Here is a 22,255-nt window from a genome sequence, read left to right as displayed (position 1 = left end):
AATTAAGTGTTCTGAAAGTGATAATTGTTTTTGGTTTGTTAAATTAAATCACTCCGGCTGTTATTAAAATACAATAACTCAATGCTTGTTAAAATTCCGTATTATTGATGTTGAGCGTATGTCTACGGTAATTGTAACTCTGCTAAATAATAAGATAATCGCATCATTACGGGCTGCACGCCGATTCTTTCACTCTTCAGCGCATCATAATTAACGCTCAAAATTACGCTAAAACCTTGAATTAAGTTGATTAAAATCAAGGATTCCTCATAAGTTAACGCTCTCATTACATTTAATTCACATGAAAATCATTCATTTATACAGCGAATTTTTTCTTTTTGTTACAAGTTACCCCTTTAATTTGGATGCCTTTGTGTAAACGAAAATATAGAATAATTTACAGAAAAATTCTTATTACGAGCCGTGTCGATACCTACGCCTGCAAGTGTTATCGACTGACATTTCGTTAACAATCATGATTTATTTTCCCGTTCTTTCTCCGGAACGAACGCCGAAGTGAATATCCTATTTCCCAGACGTCACCTGTCTGGAAATTAAACTGTGGTTGTTGCTCGTAGTTAAGAGAAAGACGACAGTGCGGCACCGATTTCAACTTGTTATGCAAGAGCTTGCTTCATCTCACTTCATAACATGTGAAACGGCGCTGGATTGCCGTTAACTAATTCGGTCACTCAAAAAAAGAAGATAGTCATGCTAAGTAACGATCTTACATCGCTGATCACGCGTATTGACTTCGCGCTAATTTCATCCATTCACATCATTTTTCCCCCGCTAACCATTGGACTGGCTGCACTGTTGTTCATCTCTGAACTGATGTGGGTCAGGAAGCAAGATGAGCAGTGGTATCGCCTGTGTCGCTTCTTTGAAAAGCTGTTTATCGTTAACTTCGGTGCTGGCGTGGCAACCGGTGTCACCATGGAAATGGCCTTTGGTATTCTTTATGGTCGCTTCTCGCAGGCTGCCGGGCCGTTCTTTGGTCAGGTGCTCGGCTATGAGACCATCACCGCCTTTATGTACGAAGCCGGCTTTATCGGACTGATGATTTTTGGCTGGGGCAAGATCAGCAAAGGGATGCACCTGTTTGCGACCTTTAACGTGGCGCTCTCTTCTACGCTTTCTGCGATGTGGATCCTGGTGGCTAACTCCTGGATGCAAACGCCAACCGGTGTTGAACTGCATAACGGTATTTTCATCGTAACTGACTGGCTGGCCGCGCTGTTTAATCCGAATGCGCGCAGTGCTTTTCCGCACATGCTGCTGGCAAGCTTCGAGCTCTCGCTCTGCTTCGTGGTGGCGACCTGCGCCTGGTATGTGCTGAAACAGCGTCATGTTGATCTGTTCCTGAAGCCGCTGAAGTATTCATTGATGGCGCTGGCCGTGGTCGCCGCCGTTCAGATCTATATGGGTGACGTGCTGGGTGAAGCCACGCTGGAACATAAACCGGCGGCGCTGGCAGCGATGGAAGGGCACTACGATACCTATGATTCTGCGGGTAACGTCAACAGTGCCTGGCACATCCTGGGTTGGCCAAATAAAGAAGGCACGGGCCTCGCATGGTCTATCGATATCCCGCACGGTTTAAGCCTGATTGAAACCAAAACCTGGAACGGTACGGTAACGGGCCTGAACAGCTTCCCGAAAGATCAGCAACCGCCTGTAGTATTGCCGTTCTACGCTTTCCGCGCCATGTCAGGTGCTGCGGGTGCCATGCTGCTGGTTAGCCTATGGGGCGTCTGGCTGATTGCACGTCGTCGCATGACCGCTGAGCTGGCTCCGCGCAATAAGCTGTTCCTGGCGCTGGCCGTTATTATGGTGATCCTGCCTTATATCGCAGTGATTGCGGGCTGGTGGACGCGCGAAATTGGCCGTCAGCCGTGGATCGTTTATGGCCTGATGCGCACCGAAGACGGTATGAGTCCAATGACCCTGGGTCTGGCAATCTTCTGGCTGGTGGGCTTTGCCATCTTTGAGACGGCAGTGGTCGCGGGCACCATTTGGTTCCTGGCGAAAGTGGTGCGTATTGGTCCTGATTTGACCAGCAAAATCCCGGGCGAGGGGCATGAGCATTTGGGTCACCTTGAAATGCCTGCCAGTGGTCATGCTGACCATCCTGAATATATCCGTCCGGTTTGATGGGAGAATAAATCCATGGACATGCTTAATTCGACTCAGCACTTCCTGATCATCGCCTGGTGGTTAGCATTTGGTATCAGTGTTCTTTTATATATCGCGCTGGATGGCGCCGACCTGGGGGCGGGGATCTTCTCGCTCTTCGTTCGCGACCATGATGAACGTGGCGCGATCATGTCGGCAATGGCTGGCACCTGGGATGCCAACGAAACCTGGCTGATCGTCGCCGGTGGTATTATGTTCGGCACCTTCCCGTTTGTGTACGGTTCGGCATTTAGCTACCTGATGGTGCCAATGGCGCTGGTGTTGTGGGGCATTATGTCCCGCGCGGTGGCACTGGAGTTTCGTCATCTGGCCTCGCCATTCTGGCAGAAGTTTTCTGACGGCATCTTCGGTGTCGCCAGTCTCGCGGTGACTTTCTTTGGTGGGATGAGCGTTGGCGCGTTGCTGCAAGGTTTCCAGATGGATTCGCCAGCTCAAGGGGTTCCAACCTATGTGGGCGGCGCATTTAACTTTATTTCAGCGTTCTCCATCTGGACCGGCGTGGCTTCCTGCGTGGCAATGACGCTGGCAGGCGTGCTGTTCGTACGTGCTCGCTTCGAGAAAAATGAACCGATTCGTCAGGATGCAGCACGTTGGACGGCGGTGATCTTCTGGTTAGCTATCGCTGCCGTGGTGATTACCTGGGTGTGGAGTGCGGTGATCTTCGACTGGGCACGTGCGAAATGGTTTGGTCCGCATTTCTGGATCTGGGGCCTGTTTGGCTTAATCGCTCTGGTGTGTATTGATCAGGTGCGTCGTGACACCCTGAAGGACAAAGATTTTGCAGCGGTGATGTGGTTCAATGGCGCGGCATTTATTCTGGGCTTCGGTATGTTACTGACCATGTTCCCATGGATTGTGCCAGGCACCTGGACCATCTGGGCGGGCGCGAGCCCTCAGGTTTCGCTGATTACCTTCACCATGACCATGGGCGGTTTTGTTCCGGTAATGCTGATGTACAACTGGTATCAGATCTGGGTATTCCGCGGCCGTATCTCCAAGCTGGTTGGTCACGGGGGACACTAAGACATCATGTCTGCTAGTTCCCCTCCAAGTGGAATGGCAGCCCGCCTGGCGGAGCGTTGGCTTTCGAGCCTGCGTCGCCAGGCGGGCGGTTTATTTTCACTGTCGATCAGTATGGCGGCGCTCAATGCCATACTGATGATTGCACAGTGTTGGCTGTTAGCCTGGCTTATCAGCAACGCCGTCCTCGGTGGTAAAACCTTCACCGCGCTATTGCCTTATCTCTTATTGCTGCCGGTTGTGATGTTGCTGCGCGCGGGTATCGATATCCTGCGCCAGGGTTTTGCGTTTGAAGCCTCCGCACGTATTCGCCAGGGATTGCGCGGGATGTTGTTAGACCGCATCGCCACACTGGGTCCCGCCTGGAGCCAGCATCAACGTACGGGCAGTATCGCCAGCTCACTTGGCGAAGGCGTCGAAGCTATCGAAGCTTATTTTTCCGGTTTTCTTCCGCAAAAAATCATCATCGGCATTGTGCCGCTTGCCATTCTGGTGGCGCTTTTTCCTTTTGACTGGGTTTCTGGCTTGATCATGTTGATCACCGCGCCACTGGTGCCGTTGTTCATGATCGTGGTAGGAAAGGGCGCGGAGAAAATGAGCCTCAAGCAGTGGCACAAACTCAGCCTGATGAGTGCGCACTTCTTTGATGTGATTGCTGGCCTGACAACGTTACGCCAGACCCATGCTGCACGCCGACAAGCGAACATCATCGCAGCGATCTCGGACAGCTATCGTCAGACCACCATGAAGGTGTTGCGGCTGGCATTCCTTTCATCATTGGTGCTGGAATTTTTTGCCACCATCAGCACCGCGATGGTGGCGGTGTATGTTGGATTCCGTCTGTTCTATGGCGAAATGGGCTTCCTGCCGGGGCTGTTTGCCTTGTTGCTGGCACCGGAATTTTTCCGTCCGCTGCGCGATTTGGGCACGCACTATCATGCCCGAATGGATGCAATTGGCGCGACGGAAGGTCTACTGGCGATCCTGAATGCTGAAGCGCCGGAATCGTCACAGGGTAATGACGCGCTCCCGGTGAAACCGCGTGAAATCAGTCTTGAAGGGGTGAGCTATCAGTATGCGGAGGGCGGCGGCGTTACCGATGTTTCCTTTACTTTGCGTAGCGGGGAAACACTGGCGATCGTCGGCACCAGCGGTGCCGGTAAAACCACCTTATCGCGAATGCTACTGGGCTTTATCGCGCCGAACTCAGGACGCATCGTCATTGATGGCAAGGATCTTTCTTCATTAGATCTTCCTGCATGGCAGCAACAGATTGGTTGGCTCCCGCAGCGACCCACTATGTTTGCCGGTTCGATTGCGGAAAATATTCTGTTGTCGCGTTCGGGTATCAGCCAGGCAGAGGTTGAAGCAGCGGCACAGCTGGCTCAGGCTGACACTTTTATCCATTCGTTGCCGGCGCAATATGATTACCGCCTGGGTGATGGTGGAAAAGGGCTGTCCGGTGGGCAGATTCAGCGTATTGCAATGGCCCGCGCCGTATTGATTTCGCCACCGGTGGTGATACTTGATGAACCTACGGTCGCGCTGGATCGCCAGACGGCACAGCAGATGATTGCCGCCTTGGGTGATGCATTACCGGATAGCGCACGCTTGATCATCACCCACGATACGGAAATCGCTGCCACGGCCGACCGCGTTATCGTGCTGGAGAAAGGGCGGGTGGTTGAAGCTGGGACGCCGCAAGCATTGCGCGATCAGGCTGGCGTCTTCGCTGAACTCGAGCGCCTGCAAAAAGGAGATCTCGCATGAAGGATCTTTGCCATCTCTTGCGCCTGGCGCGTCCATGGCGTTTTCGCATGGCGGTGGGGATTTTGCTCTCCGTGATTGTGATTCTCTCCAACGTAGCGCTGCTCGCCTTATCAGGCTGGTTTATTACGTCCATGGCGCTGGCTGGCGTGGGCTCACTGGCACTGGAGTTTTTCACTCCGGCTGCGGCGATTCGTGGCCTCGCGGTGTTGCGTACTTTCGCGCGTTATCTGGAAAGATTAGTGACGCACGATGCAACCTTGCGCTTGTTGTCGGTTTTACGTGTCTGGTTCTATCAGCAGTTAGCCCATCTTGCGCCTGCGCGACTGCAGGATTTTCGCGATGGGGATGTGCTGGCGCGTTTTCGCGCTGATATAGATAGCCTCGACAATTTCTATCTGCGTATTCTGACGCCGGCCATTGCAGGGCTGATCTCGTCGCTCATCATTTTGGCAGGAATTTGCTGGTTCTCACCTTCAGTGGCCTTGATTGATGCGGTGGTGCTGATACTTGCGGGCGTGGTCGTGCCGTGGATTGTGGCCTCACTGACGCAAGCCTGTGGCAACCAGATCGCTACCGTGCGCTCATCCGTTCAGGCTGCATCCACCGATTTGGTGCGTGGATTAGCAGAGTTACAGATGGTCGGAGCCGTTAGTCATCAAACCGATCATCTGCGCCAGCTTTCTCAGCAACTGATCAGCGCACAGCGTCGGCAAGCCTGGATCAGCGCCAGCGGCGGGGCGATCTGCGCCTTAATGGGACAGCTCGGGTTATTTTTCGCCTTTATCCTGCTCTTCAACACTGGGCACGCAACCGGTATTACTGCCAGTGAAATCGTGATGTTGCTGTTCACCATCCTGGCGAGTACTGAAGCGGTGGCTGGGTTGCCCGCTGCCTTTGCCGCCCTTGGCACTACGCGCGCAGCGGCACGCCGTCTGTTCTCCATGACGGAGCTAACACCGGCGATTGTCCTGCCTGAAACCAGCGCGATGCCGGAGAGCAGCGAATTGTCATTTTCGGCCGTGACAATGCGTTACACGCCTGACGCGCCCAATGTACTGGATAAGCTGAGCTTTACCGTGCCGGTCGGCCATTGTCTGGCGATTTTAGGTCCCAGCGGAGCAGGTAAAACCACCGCACTGAATCTGGTGCAAGGATTTTGGGAAACGACAGCAGGGGATGTGTCTATCGGCGGTCGTCCGGTCAGGGCGCTTTCTGAAGATACACTGCGTCAGATGATCTCGGTGGTTGGCCAGAAAACCTATCTCTTCAACGCATCGATTCGAGACAACCTGCGCCTGGTTGCACCGGATGCGGATGACGAGGCTTTATGGGATGCACTGGCGCGCGCCGCTTTAGACGACGAAGTCCGCGCATTTCCGCTGGGGCTCGACACCCTGGTGGGAGAGTTAGGAGGGCGTCTGTCTGGTGGTCAGGCCCGCAGGATTGGGATTGCTCGCGCGTTTCTTTCCCATGCGCCGATCGTGTTGCTGGACGAGCCCACTGAAGGGCTAGACGCAGTAAATACCGAATTAGTACTTAACTGCTTGAAAGAACTCATTAAGGGTAAAACCACGCTGCTGGTGACCCATCAGATCCAGCCACTTTCCCTCGCGGACAGTCGGTTACTGCTCGATAAACAATAACAAGAGCAGGGATCTGTTTTTTGGTTTATTTACATCTGCTTAGGGGCAATCTGAGCAGATGCTTAATCAATACAAAAATAAACTTGTGAGACAACTGACCAGGGATCACCATGGATAAAATGACAAACTCCAAAACCCGACGAAAACATATTCGTTTTCCACATCTGCTGATTGATCAAATCGAAGAGAGTATGAAGAGCGAAAACATTCAAAACTTCTCAGCCTGGGTTGTCGAAGCCTGTCGTCTGAAAGCGCGGGAAGCCGGCAACGGAAAGAAGTAATTCATCATTTCCCGTCGGTGGCAGGTCATCATCGCTGACGTGTTACGGACGGGAAACCTCATCTGATTTGACTCTTCAAATTTTCATTTCAGGCCAGTGTCCAATGCCAGAAAGCGTCGCATTAGTGGAACGCTATAGAGCACATCCAGCTCAGCAAAACGCACGCATTTCCCAGGAGGTCACTTTAACTTAGCCAGATAATAAAAGTACGGGTAATGTATATTATGTTAAATTAGGTGCCGGGTTGCGCACGCCAGACTGAACTGGGCTATCTCCTACTGATATTTGATTGCATTGCTGTGAATGGCCAGCGCCCCATGCTGACGTAAACGACTTCCGTTCCTGACTTGTCATCGAACCCTCCACTCTGCTCAGCCGTTTATATCGTAAATGGCTCATCATGGGCCATGCCGCTTAACTCATGAAAACTGCTCGCTCGCATGAGACAAGTACACATGAAGGCACCCTGTATTTGATCTTCAATGTAGAGTTATCTTCACTCTCATCCTGATAAACATGGCTAAGTTATCAATACACCCTTCATTAAACGTTTAAAATGCCGCCAAATTAAGGCGTCGCTACGCCAATCTTTGGCAATAATCCCTCACACAAAATCTCAGAATTCACGTAGCGACGTCAGAGAATGCAGCGTTCAGCCAGTGTCCTAAACCGACAATCATTCAAATCCCGATATGATTCTTAACCGCTATCTCAGGCGTTTTTCCTGCCATCAACTACAGTTAACTGATTCAAACCCCAGCAAAAAAAACATCATGCCCTTTTCGCTCACCACACATCTGTTCGCGCGGCTACGTCTGTTGATATCGATTGTTGCCGGGGTCGTCTGCTATTTCTTACTGCCTGCAAAACTGGGAGAACTGCAACGCGTGCTGATTGGCTGGAATGTGCTGGCATGGCTTTATCTGTGGTTTATCTGGTTTCGCATGCTGCGTACCGATGCTGGCGAGATCAAACGTATCGCTCAGATGCAAGATCAGAGCGCTGCGTTAGTTTTGGGTATGGTCATTGTGGCCTGCATGATCAGCATCGTGGCAATCATGAGCGAACTGCCGGCGCTCAAACATCTCACCGGCACACCACGCGTGTTACATCTGCTGCTGACGGCCATGACATTGATTGTCTCATGGGCATTACTGCCAAGTTCGTTTGCCATGCATTATGCGCATCAACACTATTTGCATCGCACTCAGGATGTCACCCCCATGATCTTCCCGGAAAAACCGGACGAACCGGCTTACTGGGATTTCCTCTACTTCTCATTCACCATCGCGGTTGCATCGCAGACCGCTGATGTGGCAACCGGCACAACCGAAATGCGCAAGCTGGCGCTGCTGCAATCGGTGATCTCGTTTATTTTCAATCTGGCCATTCTGGGATTGTCGGTGAATGTGGGCGCCGGATTGCTGAGTTAACGCTTAACGACGTCCTTTATTAATTGAGGCAGACCAGTTGAAGTCACTGACTTCGCTGGCAGATTGCGCTTCAGGTTTCTTGCGGCGCGCAGGTGTTTTCTTTGCTTTGTCTGCTTTGGCTTTTTCTTTGGCTAGCTTGCTGGTCATGACTTGCTGACGCGCATCTGCGGTATATTCTTTCTCTTTTTTCGCATCAGGCTCTTTACCACTGCGCTGGCGATGTTTTTCCATTAACCCTTTGAAGATTTCATCCACTTCACTTCGCTCAGCTTCATTGAACTGGTCGATTGAAATCATTTTCTTATCGCTCATCGCGTTATTTCCTCAGTAAATGGCTAAGCTCAAGTCTACACCATTGCTGCTGGCACGGCTTTCTTGTAATCTTGCCCGCCAATCATCCGCCTGCAAATTAGGACGTAATATGACCCCTCACTCTTCTAAAGATCCCATGCACGGCGTGACGCTGGAAATGATTGTTAATGCGTTAGTGGTGCGTTATGGCTGGGTTGAACTCAGTAAACTCATCAATATTAACTGCTTTAAAAACGATCCCAGCGTAAAATCCAGCCTCAAATTCCTGCGTCGCACTCCATGGGCGCGTGCTGAAGTGGAAGCGCTGTACCTGGATTCTCTGGATGAACCCGACAAACAAGATTCAGCTGACAGCAATTTTAATCCCTGGACCCAGGGCCACTAATAATCACAGCGGCTTACCCTCTCTTCCCCCTTTCCTTTTGATGACAACCTTGCCAGCGTCATCACATTTTCCAATGACAGGCTGCCTTGTAACTTCTTTTCTCGCGTGACAATATCGATACATGTATATACATGTATCGCCTATTGCAAACACAACTGATAAACAAAAATAACATAACGCACTGCGTTCATTGTTTCAGCGAGGAAACTATGTCAGCCGAATCACCTGCAGCCGATTATTCAGGCAGAGAAAACCAGCGCCTGTCTGAAACCCGCTCCATCGATTACATTCCGCTCCGCGAACGCCATGGCCACCCTTTTAGCCAGTTCACACTCTGGTTCGGCGGTAATCTGCAAATCACCGCCATTGTCACCGGTGCGCTCGCCGTGGTGCTGGGCGGCGATGTGGTGTGGTCGCTTGTGGGCCTGTTAGTGGGCCAGATTATTGGTGCCGCCATCATGTCGTTGCATGCCATTCAGGGCCCACGTCTTGGCTTACCGCAGATGATCACCAGTCGCATGCAGTTTGGCGTGTTTGGTGCGGTGATCCCGCTGCTGCTGGTATGCATTATGTATGTTGGATTTTCGGCAAGTGGCACCGTGCTGGCCGGTCAGGCACTGGCAAAGCTGATTAATGTGAGCAACGCGACGGGTATGATCCTGTTCAGCGCCATCATTGTGGTGATTGCGGTGCTCGGTTATCGGGTGATTCACAAGCTGGGTAAAGTGGCGAGTGTGATCGGTGTGCTGGCCTTCGCTTATCTGTTCATCACCCTGCTTTCCACGCATGATTTGTCGGCCGTGTGGCAGAATCAGCACTTCACCATTGCCAACTTCCTGCTGGCCGTTTCACTCTCATCCTCCTGGCAGATAGCCTTTTGCCCGTATGTATCTGATTATTCACGCTACCTGCCGGCTAACGTCTCGGCGAAAAAGCTGTTCAGTTCGGTGTTTTTCGGCACCGTTTTAGGCACACAAGCCTCCATGACGTTGGGCGTGATTGTGGCGGCGATTGCCGGAAAAGCATTTTCCGGCAATGAAGTGGGATATATCGTGGGTCTGGGCAGTAGCGCGACCATGGCAATGGTGATCTACTTTGCTATCTGTTTTGGCAAGATTACCTTCACTACCCTGAATGCTTACGGCAGCTTTATGTCACTCACCACCATCGTGTCAGGCTTCCGGCAGCAAACTTCCCTCAGCCGTTGTGGTCGGGTTCTGTTTGTGGTGTTGATGGTCACGATCGCCTGCATCATCGCCCTGATCAGTGAACCGGCCTTCCTCAAGTCGTTTACCCATTTCCTGTTGTTCCTGCTGGCCTTCTTTGTTCCGTGGAGCGCAATCAGCCTTACCGATTTTTATCTCATCACCAAAGGGCGCGTGGATATTCCGGCACTCTCACAGCCTGATGGTCGTTATGGACGCTGGAACTGGGCAGGAATTGTGGTCTATTTCCTGGGTGTGATGGTGCAACTGCCGTTTATTGATAATCCGCTGCACCATGGCTCATTGACCTGGATATTTGCAGGCAATGATGTGTCGTGGATTATTGGCTGGTTTGTCACCGCATTGCTGTGGTTAGCCGCACGCAGACTGGATCGTCGGGGCACGTTGGCAGATTCTATCTATCCTGTAGAGTGACGTTGTCACGGCCGCCTGTTCAGGCGGCCGTATGACTTACTTATCGTTGGTAAATCGCCCCACAATGGTGGCAGCCCCCAAGGTATGGCCTTTCAATTTGGCGATCAACTCATCATGTGTCAGTCCGCCAGGTAATTGATTTACCGGCAAATCTGTCGCCACCATTACGAAGTTATAATGATGTATGCCACTTCCCACCGGCGGGCATGGACCGTAATAACTTGTGGTGCCCGGCGAATTCTTACCTCCAGTGTATCCTTCGCCTTTACTTAATTCGCCCTGCGCAAACTGCGTGCGATCCGCCGCGATGTTATAGGCCACCATATGTGTCACGCCTAAGCCTTTTCCTCCCACGGGATCGGTCAGCATCAGCGCAAAGCTGCGGGTGCCGGCGGGTGCATTCGACCAACTCAAAGCCGGCGACACATTGTCGCCAGTGCATGACGGGTTACTTTTGTTGTTGCCTGCAAAGGTTTTATCCAGCATGGCACTGTCGTTAAAATCCGATGATTGCAGCGTAAATATCGGGGCAGCCAGCACGCTTCCCGGAAGCAGCGCCAATAATAGTGCGCGTTTGAACATCATCATTTCTCACTCCTGTTGATGAAAAAATCAGCCAAAACATCAAGTATATAACCTGCTCACAATCATGCTGCAGGCTACACTGCTGAAAGTCCTCTTTGAAACCCCAGGAGCATCGGATGCCAGCCTCTTCACTCGCGTTGTTTACCGCCGCCACGCAGCAATGGTTTCGCGACACCTTTAAAGCGGCGACGCCCGCACAACATGAAGCCTGGCAGGCCATTTCGAGCGGTAAGAACTGTTTGGTGATTGCGCCCACCGGTTCTGGTAAAACGCTGGCGGCATTTCTCTATGCGATTGATGCCCTGTTTCGTGAACGCAGCGCCGAAGATCTCCCCGAACGAAGTCACAGAACACGCATTCTTTACCTCTCTCCGGTGAAAGCGCTGGCGGCGGATGTTCAGCGCAATCTGCAGCGGCCTTTAGCGGGGGTGGCTGAAGAGCGGCGCAAACGCGGTGAAGCAGAGATCACCCTGGAGGTGGGCATGCGATCGGGCGATACGCTCAGCAGCGAGCGGGCAAAATTACAGCGTCGCCCACCGGATATTTTGATCACCACGCCCGAATCTTTATTTCTGATGCTGACATCAAAAGCCCGCGACACGCTGCGTGGCATCTCTACGGTGATTGTTGATGAAGTACATGCCATCGCGGGCAGCAAACGCGGCGCGCATCTGGCGCTCAGCCTTGAACGGCTGGATACGCTGCTAACGCACCCTGCGCAGCGTATCGGCCTCTCCGCCACGGTAAAACCGCCTGAGGCCGTCGCACAGTTTCTAGGTGGGGGTCGCGAAACGCTGATCGTGAATCCGGCCGCACAGCGCCCATTAGCATTAACCATCCGGGTGCCTGTTGAAGATATGACGGATATTCAGCAGCGCCCCGATAGCCGTTCTGTGCAGGATGCCACACTGTCCGCAGGATCCATCTGGCCACACATTGAAGCCGGGATTCTGGATGAGGTGTTACGCCATCGCGCCACTTTGGTGTTTACCAATTCCCGTGGGTTGGCTGAAAAACTTACCGCGAGGCTGAATGAGCTCTACACGCGTCGCCTCGGAGAAAAGCCCACTGCGCCAGAAGAATCCTTTGCCTACGGTTCCTTTACCGGCGGTACAGAGAAACGCGCCGTCACAGCGAATGACTTATTGGCTCGCTCCCACCACGGTTCTGTTTCTAAAGAACAACGGCTTGAAATTGAAAACGCGCTCAAAGCGGGCGAGCTGCGTTGCGTGGTCGCCACATCAAGCCTGGAGCTGGGTATTGATATGGGCGATATCGATCTGGTGATTCAGGTGGGTGCGCCCCCTTCGGTTGCCAGTGCGCTCCAGCGCGTCGGGCGCGCGGGTCATCAGGTCGGCGGTACGCCAAAAGGCATCATCTGGCCGCGCACCCGACGCGATTTGGTGGATGCGGCTGTCATTGTTGAGTCGATGTTGGCGGGTGAACTCGATGCGATTACCCTGCCACACAATCCGCTGGACCTGCTGGCTCAGCACACGGTCGCCGCCGCCTCAATGGACACGCTGGAAATCGACAGCTGGTTTGAGCTGGTACGGCGTGCAGAACCGTTTAAAACGTTACCACGTCACGCATTTGACGCCGTATTGAATATGTTAGCCGGTCGCTATCCTTCAGAAGAGTTCGCCAACTTACGTCCACGCGTGATATGGGATAGGCAGAACAATACGCTTACCGGCCGACCCGGCGCACAGCATCTGGCTGTCACCAGCGGTGGCACCATCCCGGATCGCGGGATGTTCAGCGTTATGCTGCCCGAAGGTGAAGAACAGACGGGCGCACGACGCGTCGGGGAACTGGATGAGGAGATGGTTTATGAGTCGCGGATTAACGACATCATTACCCTGGGCGCAACATCATGGCGCATTCAACAAATCACCCACGATCAGGTGGTGGTGGTGCCTGCACCGGGCCGTTCAGCACGTTTGCCCTTCTGGCATGGCGACAGTCTCGGCCGTTCAGCGACACTGGGTGAAGCAATTGGTGGTTATTTACGACAGGCCCATAGTGAAACGTCACTACCCGGCGACAGTCTTGACGCCAATGCCCGACACAATATTAACAGCCTGATCGCCGAACAAATTCAGGCAACTGGCGAGTTGCCTACCGACCGCAGCTTGTTGATTGAGCGTTGTCGGGATGAAACCGGCGACTGGCGCGTGATCCTGCACTCCCCTTATGGTCAACGCGTGCACGCGCCCTGGGCGCTGGCGGTGGCAGAACGCATTGGCCGCATCATGGGGATCGATCCGGCTGTGGTCGCCAGCGACGACGGTATCGTGGCACGCTTCCCCGATAGTGACGGTCGGGTGCCGGGTGCCGAGCTCTTTTTATTCGAACCTGATGAACTACAACGTATCGTCATGGCATCAGTCGGGCATTCGGCGCTGTTCGCCGCTCGTTTTCGCGAATGTGCTGCCCGTGCCCTGCTATTGCCACGCCGCAATCCCGGCAAACGTTCTCCTCTCTGGCAACAACGTTTACGCGCGAGCCAGTTGCTGGAAGTGGCGCGTCAGTTTACAGACTTCCCGATCCTGATTGAGACGGCACGCGAATGTTTGCAGGATGTATACGACCTACCCGCGCTGCATCACCTGATGGCGCGATTACATCAGGGTGATGTGCGGTTGACAGAAGTCACCACCGAAACGCCCTCGCCGTTTGCCGCACCGCTGCTGTTTGGCTACGTCGCCGAGTTCATGTATGCCAGTGATGCACCGCAGGCTGAACGACGCGCTTCAATGCTGGCGCTCGACAGCAATCTGCTGAGTGATCTCCTGGGTCAGGCGGAGATGCGTGAGTTACTGGAACCCGCCGTGATTGCACGGGTTGAACAGGAGTTACAGCGCTGCGTGGCAGAGTATCAGGCGCGCACTATTGAGGCTCTGGTGGATATGCTGCGCGAACTGGGTCCGTTATCAACCGAAGAACTTGTTGCACGCTTCAATGGCGATGAGCCCCTTGAGCCCGGCTTACACGCGCTGCAACAGGCGCAGCGGATCGTCAGTGTGAAAATCGCGGGTATCGCACGCTGGGCAGTGGCTGAAGATGCGGTACGTCTGCACGATGCGCTGGGTTGCGTGTTACCGACAGGCCTCCCGGCTGCACTGCTCGAACCGGTCGTCCGCCCATTGCAGGATCTATTAGGGCGCTACGCCCGCACCCACGCCGTGTTTACCAGTTTGCAGGTGGCTCAACGCTTTGGCCTCGGTCGCGCCGTTGTGGATGAAGCTTTGGATCAGCTTCGCCAGCAAAATAAGTTACTTAAAGGCGTCTTTCTCGCTTCAGGATCTGATGAGTCCACGCAGTGGGCAGCAGAAAGCGTGTTTCGCCGCTTACGTGTGCGATCGTTACAATCCGCGCGCGACGCCACTCAACCCGTTGCAGCAGCCGCATACGTGGCGTTTCTGCTTGAGCGTCAGGGGCTGTTGAGTGATGCGAACGCCCGACAGCCACAAGGCGCTTTCTCCGGTCTGAATGGCGTAATGAGAGTCGTTGAACAACTGGCAGGCGTGGTGCTGCCGGTATCACTGTGGGAATCGCAAATCTTCCCTGCACGCATTCGGGATTATCAGCCAGCCATGCTGGATGAATTGCTCTCATCGGGAGAGGTCATTTGGGTCGGTCATCCCTCATCAAACATGCAGGACGGCTTGGTTTCCCTGCATTTAAGTGAATTCGCCAGCGAAACCTTGCCTGCACTGGATAACAAAGTGACATTGTCACCCATTGAGTCATCTTTACTGGCGTTGATGCAGGATGGCGCGGGTTGGTTCGTCAAACAACTGATCCCGCGCATAACCGAAATCCGGGACAACGGAGAAATAATCGATCCGACGGAGGTTTATCAGGCTCTTTGGCAACTAGTCTGGCGCGGCGTCCTCACTATCGATACCTGGTCGGCACTGCGTAATCTCAGCCAGATTGCCAGCACGCCCAAACCGCGCCCTGTTCGTGCACGTCACGGACGGCACAGTCGATCCAGTTTTAGCGCCAGTCGCCCGGTCGAATCACGACTCTCACTTCACGCTATGGCTGGTCGCTGGTCGTTGATCCCCCGCCAGCCGATTGCTGACACCGAACGTGCGCTGGCACTGGCAGAAAATATGCTGGATCGATTTGGTGTCATCACGCGTGGTGCCGCTATCGCCGAGCAGATACCCGGCGGCTTTCCGGCGTTGCAACCGGTGTTGCGCGGGATGGAAGATGCCGGGCGACTGTTGCGTGGGCGTTTTATTGCAGGCATGGGCGCGGCACAGTTTGCCGATAACCCTGCTATCGATCGTCTGCGTCAACTCGACGCTGGCAAGTCAGTGCGACATCCCCCTGTCGTATTATCCGCAGTTGACCCCGCGAACCCCTTCGGTTTAACACTACCATGGCCGCTCAGCCTCACAGGAGCCAAACCCACGCGCCGCGCGGGTGCTTTTACGGTCATCGCCAGTGGTCGTGTCCTGCTTTACCTGCCACCCGGCGGCAAAGAGTTGATGACTTTTAATGCGCAGGACAGCGACGAAGATCTTCATGCCGCACTGGTTGCGCTGGGCCAGGCGTTAAGCCGCGAAAAGCATCTTAATTTCACGCTGGAACGGATTAACGATCAACCCGTCGGACAATCCAGCCTGCTCGCAGCGTTGAAAGAGGCGGGTTTCTCACGTCTCCCCAAAGGTTACAGTTGGTACGGTTAATAAGCGCGCTGACGATAATCCTGCAGTTGCATTCTTTCCAACTGGCGCGGCGTGGCAATGGGCCACGCTTGCTCAGGAAACAGGTAAAGACGAATGCTAAACAGATGAAACAGCGGTGTGAGTAACCCGTCATCCTGCTTTGCCAGCCGCTCCAGCAGCAGCAACAGCCAGTCGAGTTCGTCCAGCAAATCCTGGTGCGGTCGTGTTTGCAGCGATTTCAGACGCCGTTTCAGGAACAAGGCAAGCTCATGAAACATCTGTCCACTGTCCAGCTGATGTTTTGCCAGCAGATCTTTATGGCGGGCGTAGTAATCAAAACTGTTCACGCCCAGCCACACTTCCGTCAGTAACATCCCGGCGGTTGACATATCCGGTTGTGGATCGAGTCGTAAACGCGGCAGTACCACGTTGACCTTATCCAGCATCAAACTGATAAAACGCTGTCTGCCCAGCAGCGATGAACCGGTACGTTCAAGTTCTTTGATAAAGCGTAATAGCTCACGTAAACCCTGACGAACCGCGCGCCGTGCTGTCCATGAAGGACGTTTGTTACGCATCAGCACGGTGGCTATCACGGCAAAAAGTACGCCCGTTAGTGATGCAATGGCGTTGTTAATGAGCAGTACCAAATCGGGTTTCAGATGATGGCCCAAACCGATAAAGCCAGGAATCTGGATAGCCACGCTGATGCCAATCATATTGGTTGAGGGGCGTGCAATCATCAGGCCGAGTATCAGCAAGCCCGGCACCAGACAAATAATCAACGCTTCAAATGAGGTGGCCTGCGGCAACAGCAACGCCACATAAATCACGCTGATAAAGATGGCCACAATCACACCGCGCACAAACAATTTCATCGAAGTCAGTGGCGTATCCATACTGGCAAAAAGCGAACTAAGGATGGCAGCCATCACCGGTGCTGAGGCACCATCGTGCCACCCCGTGCCGATCCACAACAAACAGGAGCCAAAAATCGCGCAAAAGGCGGTTAAAGCAGAAAGCCTGATCAGCCCTTTGTCATAGAAACGATGAGTGCGTTTACCGCGTGCGGGTGTGGTGTCACCCGAGAGATCGCTGACCAACCCGCCGACGCTTTGATAAGCGCCTGCAATCCGCACAAAGTCCGCCATGCGCTCCAGCAAACCGGTAAACAGCAGGCAGTGCTCAATCGGTAACTCCCCGTTACGCCAGGACTGATTGATATCATTCTGACAACGGCTTAATTCCAGCTGGATACCGCTGGTTTCGCCCACGGCTTCGCCATCGTTGAGCCAATGCAAAAACAGGCGGAATGCTACCGCGACGTTGTCCGGGAAGGTAATCTGCAATGCCGATAATCGCTGCAGGCGTAGTTCAATCGCAGTGAGCGTGGGGATCAAATACGAGAGATGTTGATACTGCACGCTGACCAGACGAATCAAACGTCGCGCGGCATCGCCCTCGTAAACGCAGTGCGTAATCAAGATTTCCACTTGCTGTGGATTGGTCGCCATACGCGTCAGAATTTCATCGCGCTCGGGAGATTTATCTCCGGAGATGCCTGACAGCAAATCGTGGCAAAGTTTGCGCGCATTCAAATACCACTGGCTGACACTCTGTTCCAGCAAACTACGCATCGAGACCGGAAACAATAGCGCATGTACCAGGCTGCTACACACAGTGCCTACAGCGATCTCTTCAATACGGGATAACACGGTATTGGTGATCGACAACGGCGTCATCACCTCAGGAAAACCCATGATAGCGGCGCTATAGCCTGCCAGCATGAATACATAGCTTTTCGGCGTGCGATCGTGCAGGGAAAGGTACAGGCACACACTCACCCACAGTGAGATAATGAAGCTAAAAAATAAGGGGTGTTCAACGGTGACGGGAAAAACAAAGAAAATAAACACGCCGCCCAGCAAGGTGCCGAGCATGCGAAACAGTGATTTTGAAATGGTGGAAGCAGAGTAAAGCTGGGAAGCAATGAATACCGTGGTAATGGCCCAGGCGGGTTTATCCAGGTTGAGTTCCAGTGAAAAGTACAATGCCAAAAAGGCAGCCAGACAGGTTTTAACAGCAAAAAAAACGGCGTTTTTTGAAAACCACTGCATGACAGTATTGAGACCAGACGGCGCTAAGTGCGGCGTATCCTGCCAGAATATTCAATCTACTCACGGCGATAAATATGTCAGATTGTTACAGCATCAAATTTGGTGATATTGGCAGGCAATCAATATCAGGATAATTATTAAGGGTTAGTAATGGACCAAATGCAAATTCAGCTTCTATTTACAGAATCTCTCTGATTTATAAGCCTATTGCTTCACAACCTGTCATCAGTTGCATAAATGTGTTCTGGATCACACTTTTCTAAATAACCTCAATGATTACAACGGCTCCATAAAAACATTTCGCGCAATCTGGCGCAGAGAATTGCGCCAGATCATCGCAAGGGCGAACTTAGTCACTTAGCACCATTACCCAGTTCGCATCTTTACCAGCCGGTGCTTCACTCACAAGCTTTAACGATCCACTTTGCGCATCAATGGCGTAGCTTCCTGTCACCGCGCTTTTTTCACCACTGGCGATCAGCCATTTGCCGTCCGGTGTTATGGCAATACTGCGCGGCTGCTTTTCTACCGGCCAACTACCTATCAGTGTCAGTTTGCCACTGTGTTGATCAACGCGGTATCCGCTCACCGTGCTGCTGGTGCGTTCGGTCACATACAGGAAATGACCGTTTGGCGTCAGATGAATATCGGCTGACCAGATGCGTGGCGTGGTATCGCTGTAACCTGCCGGTCGCTCACGTCCATGTTGCAACTTATACTCTGTGGCTACGGCGTTGGGGGTTTCGCTAACTTTGACCAGTTCGCCGCTTGGTTCACGGAGGAACTGGGTGATGATGCCGCCCATCTCACCGACGTTATACAGAAAGCGTTGATCCGGTGATAACACCGAATGACGCGGGCCATTTTCGTCGGCGGTTTTGACATAACCGTTGCCCAGCGCGCTTAGCTCACCCTCCTCGCTCAGCTTCAACTGTAATACGCGGTCAGTGCCGAGATTGCCGACGTAGGCGGTTTTACCGGCATCATCAACGATTACCGAATGTGCCGCATGGCCAGTCTTGTAGCTGCCAACCGGCGGTGCTATCACCTTGCCATCCTTGGCTAGCCGATAAACATGCACCACATCGCCATCGTAGGAGGCGCCCAGCAGGAATCGCCCCTGTTTATCGGTGCTGATATAAGGATAACTGGCCGTGGCAGGCACTGCAGTCCTCTGATTAAGGTCGCCCGTCGCGCGATCGATGTGCCAGCTCAGCAGTTGCAGTGGTTTACTGCGAATGGCCGCGTATAAATGCTGGTGGTCGGCACTCAATGCCAGCGGCATCACTTTTCCGCCTGCCTGAGTGCGACCTAGCAGTTGCAATGCGCCGGATTGTTCATCCAGTACGTAGCGCGCGATGGTGCCATCATCCGCTTCTGAGACGTAAACAAAAGTTTTTGCCAGCAATGGTGCGCTGAGCGCCATCGCCGTAAGTAATGTGGCTATCTGAAAGGTTTTCTTCATTTAATGTCCTCAGCGAACCAGAGCCGGACGTTTTGCGTCAAAACGCCAGTTATCAATCAAAAACTGCATGCCCAATGCATCGTTGCGGTTCTTATCGGGCAGTGCGTTATAGAGCGCATGCGCCTGCTCGACGCGTTCCATATTCAGTTCAATGCCCAAACCTGGCCCCGGCGGCAGCTCCAGATAACCATCACGAATTTGCGGTGGCTGGTGGCTGAGTGGCTGGCCATCCTGCCATATCCAGTGCGTATCGAAGGCGGTTTGACGATTACCGGGCGCTGCGGCACCAAGATGGGCCACCATCGCCAGTGAAACATCAAAGTGATTATTGGAGTGGCAACCGGTGGTAAGGCCCCATTCGTTACACAGCTGCGCGACAACGTTGGCGTTGCGCATCGTCCAGAAATGGGGATCGGCAAGCGGGATGTCGATAGCGTTGAGCTGCAGAGCGTGCTGCAGCTGCCGCCAGTCATTGGCGATCATATTAGTGGCCACCGGCACGCCAGTGGCGCGACGGAATTCGGCCAGGGTCTCGCGCCCGGAATATCCCTGCTCTGCGCCACAAGGATCTTCCAGGTATGGCACTTTGCCTGCCAGTTGTTTACCAAAGCGAATCGCTTCATCCAGCGACCAACTGGCATTCGGGTCCACGGTGACGCGAGATTGTGGAAACCGCGACAGCAAGGCTTCCACGGTTTCGACTTCCTGCTCGCCATGCAAGACGCCGCCCTTTAGCTTGAAGTCCCGAAAACCGTATTGTTCTACTGCGGCTTCTGCGAGCCGCACCACTGCTGCACTGTCCATTGCCGGTTGATGACGTAACCGGAACCAGCCATCCGCTTCGTCATCACCCGAACGGTAGTGCATGTTCGTGCGTTGACGATCGGCGATATAAAACAGATAGCCCAACACCGGAATACGCTCTCGTTGCTTACCACTGGCGAGCAGATCCGCTACCGGTAAATCGAGGAATTTACCCTGCAAATCGAGCAACGCAGCCTCAATAGCCGCCGCCGCGTTGTAAAACTTCTCTGGATTCATTTGCGGAATATGAATGTCATTGGTGTGCAAGGTGTGTTGCTGCCGCGCGTCGCTGGCGAACAGTTGGCTCAACGTGGCGTTAGCACGCATCAGTGAGCTACCGATAATCAGCGGGCGAAAATGTTCCAGCAGTTGCAACGTTGAAGCGTGGCACGGCGTTTCCCCCACGCCGCTGTTGCCTGCTGAATCGGTAAGGATCACCAGAATGCGCGTGAAATAGCAGTTATGCGCCCCGCCGATGTTCAGCAGCATGCTGTCGTATCCGGCAACCGGAACGATACGCATCGATTTAATGACTGGTGTGTCGGACATGGTTTCTCTCCGTGTGACCGAATGCAGGGGGAACAGGTTTGCGTCGCAGCAGCAGCCAGACACCGGTGATGACCGACACGCTGGTCAGCGCATACAGCCCGCCGGTGGTGCTGCCGGTATGAAGTTCAAGATAGCCAAACACGGTGGGTGCAAAGAACCCGCCGAGGTTGCCGATGGAGTTGATGAGGGCAATACCAGGCGCGGCGATTGAAGCAGGTAATTCGCTTTGCGGCATTGGCCAGAAGAATGCCGCGCTGACTTTCGAGCCAATGCAAGCGACGATCATCGCGACAAAGCCAAACCAGGGTGTGCCGGTGGTGGCCATAAAGGTGCCGCACGCGGCAATCAGCATCGCAAGACCCAGCCCTTTATCCAGCTTATCGCGGTAGCGGTCGGTGGTTTTACCCAGCAGGAACAAGGCAACAATGGCACATAACCACGGAACGGCGGTCAGCAAACCTATTTCAAAGCTGTTGTAACCCTGAATACGCTGGATGATTTGCGGCAGCCAGAAGACCAGGGTGTAACCGGTCATGGTCATGGTGAAAAAAATCAGACAATAGAACAGTAAGCTGCGATCGCGCAATAAACCCCAGCGGCCGTGCTCTTTAGCATGTACGTCACGAGCTGCATCCTCTAACGCTAACTGTGCTTGCAACGCACGTTGTTCTGCTGGGTTAAGCCATTTGGCATCCTGCGGTTTAGAGACCAGCACTAGCGCGGCCAGCAAACCAATCACAATCGATCCGCCCCCTTCCAGGAACATCACCCATTTCCACCCGGCTAGCCCATTCACCTCATGCAGCATCAGAATGGCGCCGGTTAAGGGGCCGGAAAACAGAAAGGCGCTGGCGGTGGCACTCAGCACCATCGCGGTGGCACGACCGCGCCATGCGTTCGGCACCCATTGGCGAAAGTAGAATAAGACACCAGGGAAAAATCCCGCCTCTGCCACACCCAATAAGAAGCGCAGGACATAGAAATGCAGCGGCGTGCTCACAAAACCGGTTAACACCACCACGATGCCCCAGGTAATCATGATGCGCGTCAGCCACACGCGTGCCCCGAGTTTTTTCAGCATCATATTGCTGGGCACTTCGAACAGCGCGTAACCAATAAAGAACAATCCTGCGCCCAGACCAAAGGCTGCGGCACTGATCCCCGCATCCGTCTGTAATTCGGCTTTGACGAATCCAATGTTGGCTCGGTCAATCTGGTTAACAATCAGCATCAGCGCCAGCATCGGGATGATGCGACGGAAAAACTTAGCGATTGCGGAGGCGATATGCGTGTCGTGATCTGCTGCTAAATCATAAGATTGTTGAACCGTCATGCGTCACCTATTGGGTTAATTGCACCGCTATAGGTAT

The 22,255-nt window shown here is 53.4% G+C and carries 15 protein-coding genes; 9 read left to right on the top strand and 6 right to left on the bottom strand.

What is annotated here, in order from left to right; translation table 11 throughout:
- Positions 1 to 711: 711 nt before the first annotated feature.
- From FD744_RS03430 to FD744_RS03405, 6 genes are all read left to right on the top strand, one after another.
- On the top strand, positions 712 to 2,154 hold the full coding sequence (locus FD744_RS03430; RefSeq protein WP_160832922.1) for a cytochrome ubiquinol oxidase subunit I: 1,443 nt from the start codon (positions 712 to 714) through the stop codon (positions 2,152 to 2,154).
- Positions 2,155 to 2,169: 15 nt separating this feature from the next.
- A complete protein-coding gene (locus FD744_RS03425; protein WP_034823522.1) occupies positions 2,170 to 3,219 on the top strand; it encodes a cytochrome d ubiquinol oxidase subunit II in 1,050 nt (349 codons plus the stop codon).
- A 6-nt stretch (positions 3,220 to 3,225) separates the two neighbouring features.
- Positions 3,226 to 4,986, top strand: coding sequence for a thiol reductant ABC exporter subunit CydD (gene cydD, locus FD744_RS03420; RefSeq protein ID WP_237449326.1), 1,761 nt, complete (start codon positions 3,226 to 3,228; stop codon positions 4,984 to 4,986).
- Positions 4,983 to 6,629 carry a thiol reductant ABC exporter subunit CydC gene (gene cydC / locus FD744_RS03415; protein ID WP_160867321.1) on the top strand — a complete coding sequence of 549 codons (1,647 nt, stop codon included), beginning with the start codon at positions 4,983 to 4,985 and terminating at the stop codon, positions 6,627 to 6,629. The genes cydD and cydC overlap by 4 nt, the downstream gene beginning before the upstream one ends.
- Before the next feature lie 110 nt (positions 6,630 to 6,739).
- Positions 6,740 to 6,910, top strand: a complete 171-nt coding sequence (locus FD744_RS03410) for a YlcI/YnfO family protein (protein ID WP_072050617.1) — start codon at positions 6,740 to 6,742, stop codon at positions 6,908 to 6,910.
- Positions 6,911 to 7,683: 773 nt separating this feature from the next.
- Positions 7,684 to 8,343 carry a DUF1345 domain-containing protein gene (locus tag FD744_RS03405; protein WP_058960547.1) on the top strand — a complete coding sequence of 220 codons (660 nt, stop codon included), beginning with the start codon at positions 7,684 to 7,686 and terminating at the stop codon, positions 8,341 to 8,343.
- 3 nt (positions 8,344 to 8,346) lie between these two features.
- Here the strand turns inward: FD744_RS03405 and FD744_RS03400 are convergent, their stop codons facing one another.
- On the bottom strand, positions 8,347 to 8,655 hold the full coding sequence (locus FD744_RS03400) for a hypothetical protein (protein ID WP_034823530.1): 309 nt from the start codon (positions 8,653 to 8,655) through the stop codon (positions 8,347 to 8,349).
- Between the two features lie 109 nt (positions 8,656 to 8,764).
- On the opposite strand from FD744_RS03400, the gene FD744_RS03395 reads away from it, so the two are divergent.
- Positions 8,765 to 9,040 carry a VF530 family DNA-binding protein gene (locus tag FD744_RS03395; RefSeq protein WP_160867320.1) on the top strand — a complete coding sequence of 92 codons (276 nt, stop codon included), beginning with the start codon at positions 8,765 to 8,767 and terminating at the stop codon, positions 9,038 to 9,040.
- Between the two features lie 209 nt (positions 9,041 to 9,249).
- Positions 9,250 to 10,680: a cytosine permease gene (locus FD744_RS03390; protein ID WP_160867319.1), complete on the top strand. Its 1,431-nt coding sequence runs from the start codon at positions 9,250 to 9,252 to the stop codon at positions 10,678 to 10,680.
- 36 nt (positions 10,681 to 10,716) lie between these two features.
- On the opposite strand, the gene FD744_RS03385 is transcribed toward FD744_RS03390, so the two are convergent.
- Entirely contained in the window at positions 10,717 to 11,268 is a 552-nt protein-coding gene (locus FD744_RS03385) for a YbhB/YbcL family Raf kinase inhibitor-like protein (RefSeq protein WP_160867318.1), read from the bottom strand.
- A gap of 113 nt (positions 11,269 to 11,381) precedes the next feature.
- Between FD744_RS03385 and FD744_RS03380 the strand changes: the two genes are divergently transcribed.
- Positions 11,382 to 15,971 carry an ATP-dependent helicase gene (locus FD744_RS03380; RefSeq protein WP_160867317.1) on the top strand — a complete coding sequence of 1,530 codons (4,590 nt, stop codon included), beginning with the start codon at positions 11,382 to 11,384 and terminating at the stop codon, positions 15,969 to 15,971.
- Here the strand turns inward: FD744_RS03380 and FD744_RS03375 are convergent.
- From FD744_RS03375 to FD744_RS03360, 4 genes are all read right to left on the bottom strand, one after another.
- Positions 15,968 to 18,067: an FUSC family protein gene (locus FD744_RS03375; RefSeq protein ID WP_160867316.1), complete on the bottom strand. Its 2,100-nt coding sequence runs from the start codon at positions 18,065 to 18,067 to the stop codon at positions 15,968 to 15,970. The two genes, FD744_RS03380 and FD744_RS03375, sit on opposite strands and share 4 nt — an antisense overlap.
- Before the next feature lie 349 nt (positions 18,068 to 18,416).
- Positions 18,417 to 19,532, bottom strand: a complete 1,116-nt coding sequence (locus FD744_RS03370; protein ID WP_160867315.1) for a beta-propeller fold lactonase family protein — start codon at positions 19,530 to 19,532, stop codon at positions 18,417 to 18,419.
- Between the two features lie 9 nt (positions 19,533 to 19,541).
- Positions 19,542 to 20,885: an enolase C-terminal domain-like protein gene (locus FD744_RS03365; RefSeq protein ID WP_160867314.1), complete on the bottom strand. Its 1,344-nt coding sequence runs from the start codon at positions 20,883 to 20,885 to the stop codon at positions 19,542 to 19,544.
- Complete coding sequence (locus tag FD744_RS03360) at positions 20,863 to 22,218, bottom strand: MFS transporter (protein WP_160867313.1); 1,356 nt, start codon at positions 22,216 to 22,218, stop codon at positions 20,863 to 20,865. The genes FD744_RS03365 and FD744_RS03360 overlap by 23 nt, the downstream gene beginning before the upstream one ends.
- Between the last annotated feature and the right edge of the window lie 37 nt (positions 22,219 to 22,255).

This window comes from Pantoea sp. Taur (genome assembly GCF_009830025.1).
GTDB classification, from domain to species: Bacteria; Pseudomonadota; Gammaproteobacteria; order Enterobacterales; family Enterobacteriaceae; genus Pantoea; species Pantoea communis.
The sequence above is the reverse complement of the archived record's forward strand: the minus strand, read 5'-3'. Positions and strand labels throughout refer to the sequence as shown.

Excerpts from the sequence above, each read along its gene's own strand:
- FD744_RS03430 (WP_160832922.1), top strand. The coding sequence starts at position 712 with ATGCTAAGTAACGATCTTACATCGCTGATCACGCGTATTGACTTCGCG.
- FD744_RS03425 (WP_034823522.1), top strand. The coding sequence starts at position 2,170 with ATGGACATGCTTAATTCGACTCAGCACTTCCTGATCATCGCCTGGTGG.
- cydD (WP_237449326.1), top strand. The coding sequence starts at position 3,226 with ATGTCTGCTAGTTCCCCTCCAAGTGGAATGGCAGCCCGCCTGGCGGAG.
- cydC (WP_160867321.1), top strand. The coding sequence starts at position 4,983 with ATGAAGGATCTTTGCCATCTCTTGCGCCTGGCGCGTCCATGGCGTTTT.
- FD744_RS03410 (WP_072050617.1), top strand. The coding sequence starts at position 6,740 with ATGGATAAAATGACAAACTCCAAAACCCGACGAAAACATATTCGTTTT.
- FD744_RS03405 (WP_058960547.1), top strand. The coding sequence starts at position 7,684 with ATGCCCTTTTCGCTCACCACACATCTGTTCGCGCGGCTACGTCTGTTG.
- FD744_RS03400 (WP_034823530.1), bottom strand. The coding sequence starts at position 8,655 with ATGAGCGATAAGAAAATGATTTCAATCGACCAGTTCAATGAAGCTGAG.
- FD744_RS03395 (WP_160867320.1), top strand. The coding sequence starts at position 8,765 with ATGACCCCTCACTCTTCTAAAGATCCCATGCACGGCGTGACGCTGGAA.
- FD744_RS03390 (WP_160867319.1), top strand. The coding sequence starts at position 9,250 with ATGTCAGCCGAATCACCTGCAGCCGATTATTCAGGCAGAGAAAACCAG.
- FD744_RS03385 (WP_160867318.1), bottom strand. The coding sequence starts at position 11,268 with ATGATGATGTTCAAACGCGCACTATTATTGGCGCTGCTTCCGGGAAGC.
- FD744_RS03380 (WP_160867317.1), top strand. The coding sequence starts at position 11,382 with ATGCCAGCCTCTTCACTCGCGTTGTTTACCGCCGCCACGCAGCAATGG.
- FD744_RS03375 (WP_160867316.1), bottom strand. The coding sequence starts at position 18,067 with ATGCAGTGGTTTTCAAAAAACGCCGTTTTTTTTGCTGTTAAAACCTGT.
- FD744_RS03370 (WP_160867315.1), bottom strand. The coding sequence starts at position 19,532 with ATGAAGAAAACCTTTCAGATAGCCACATTACTTACGGCGATGGCGCTC.
- FD744_RS03365 (WP_160867314.1), bottom strand. The coding sequence starts at position 20,885 with ATGTCCGACACACCAGTCATTAAATCGATGCGTATCGTTCCGGTTGCC.
- FD744_RS03360 (WP_160867313.1), bottom strand. The coding sequence starts at position 22,218 with ATGACGGTTCAACAATCTTATGATTTAGCAGCAGATCACGACACGCAT.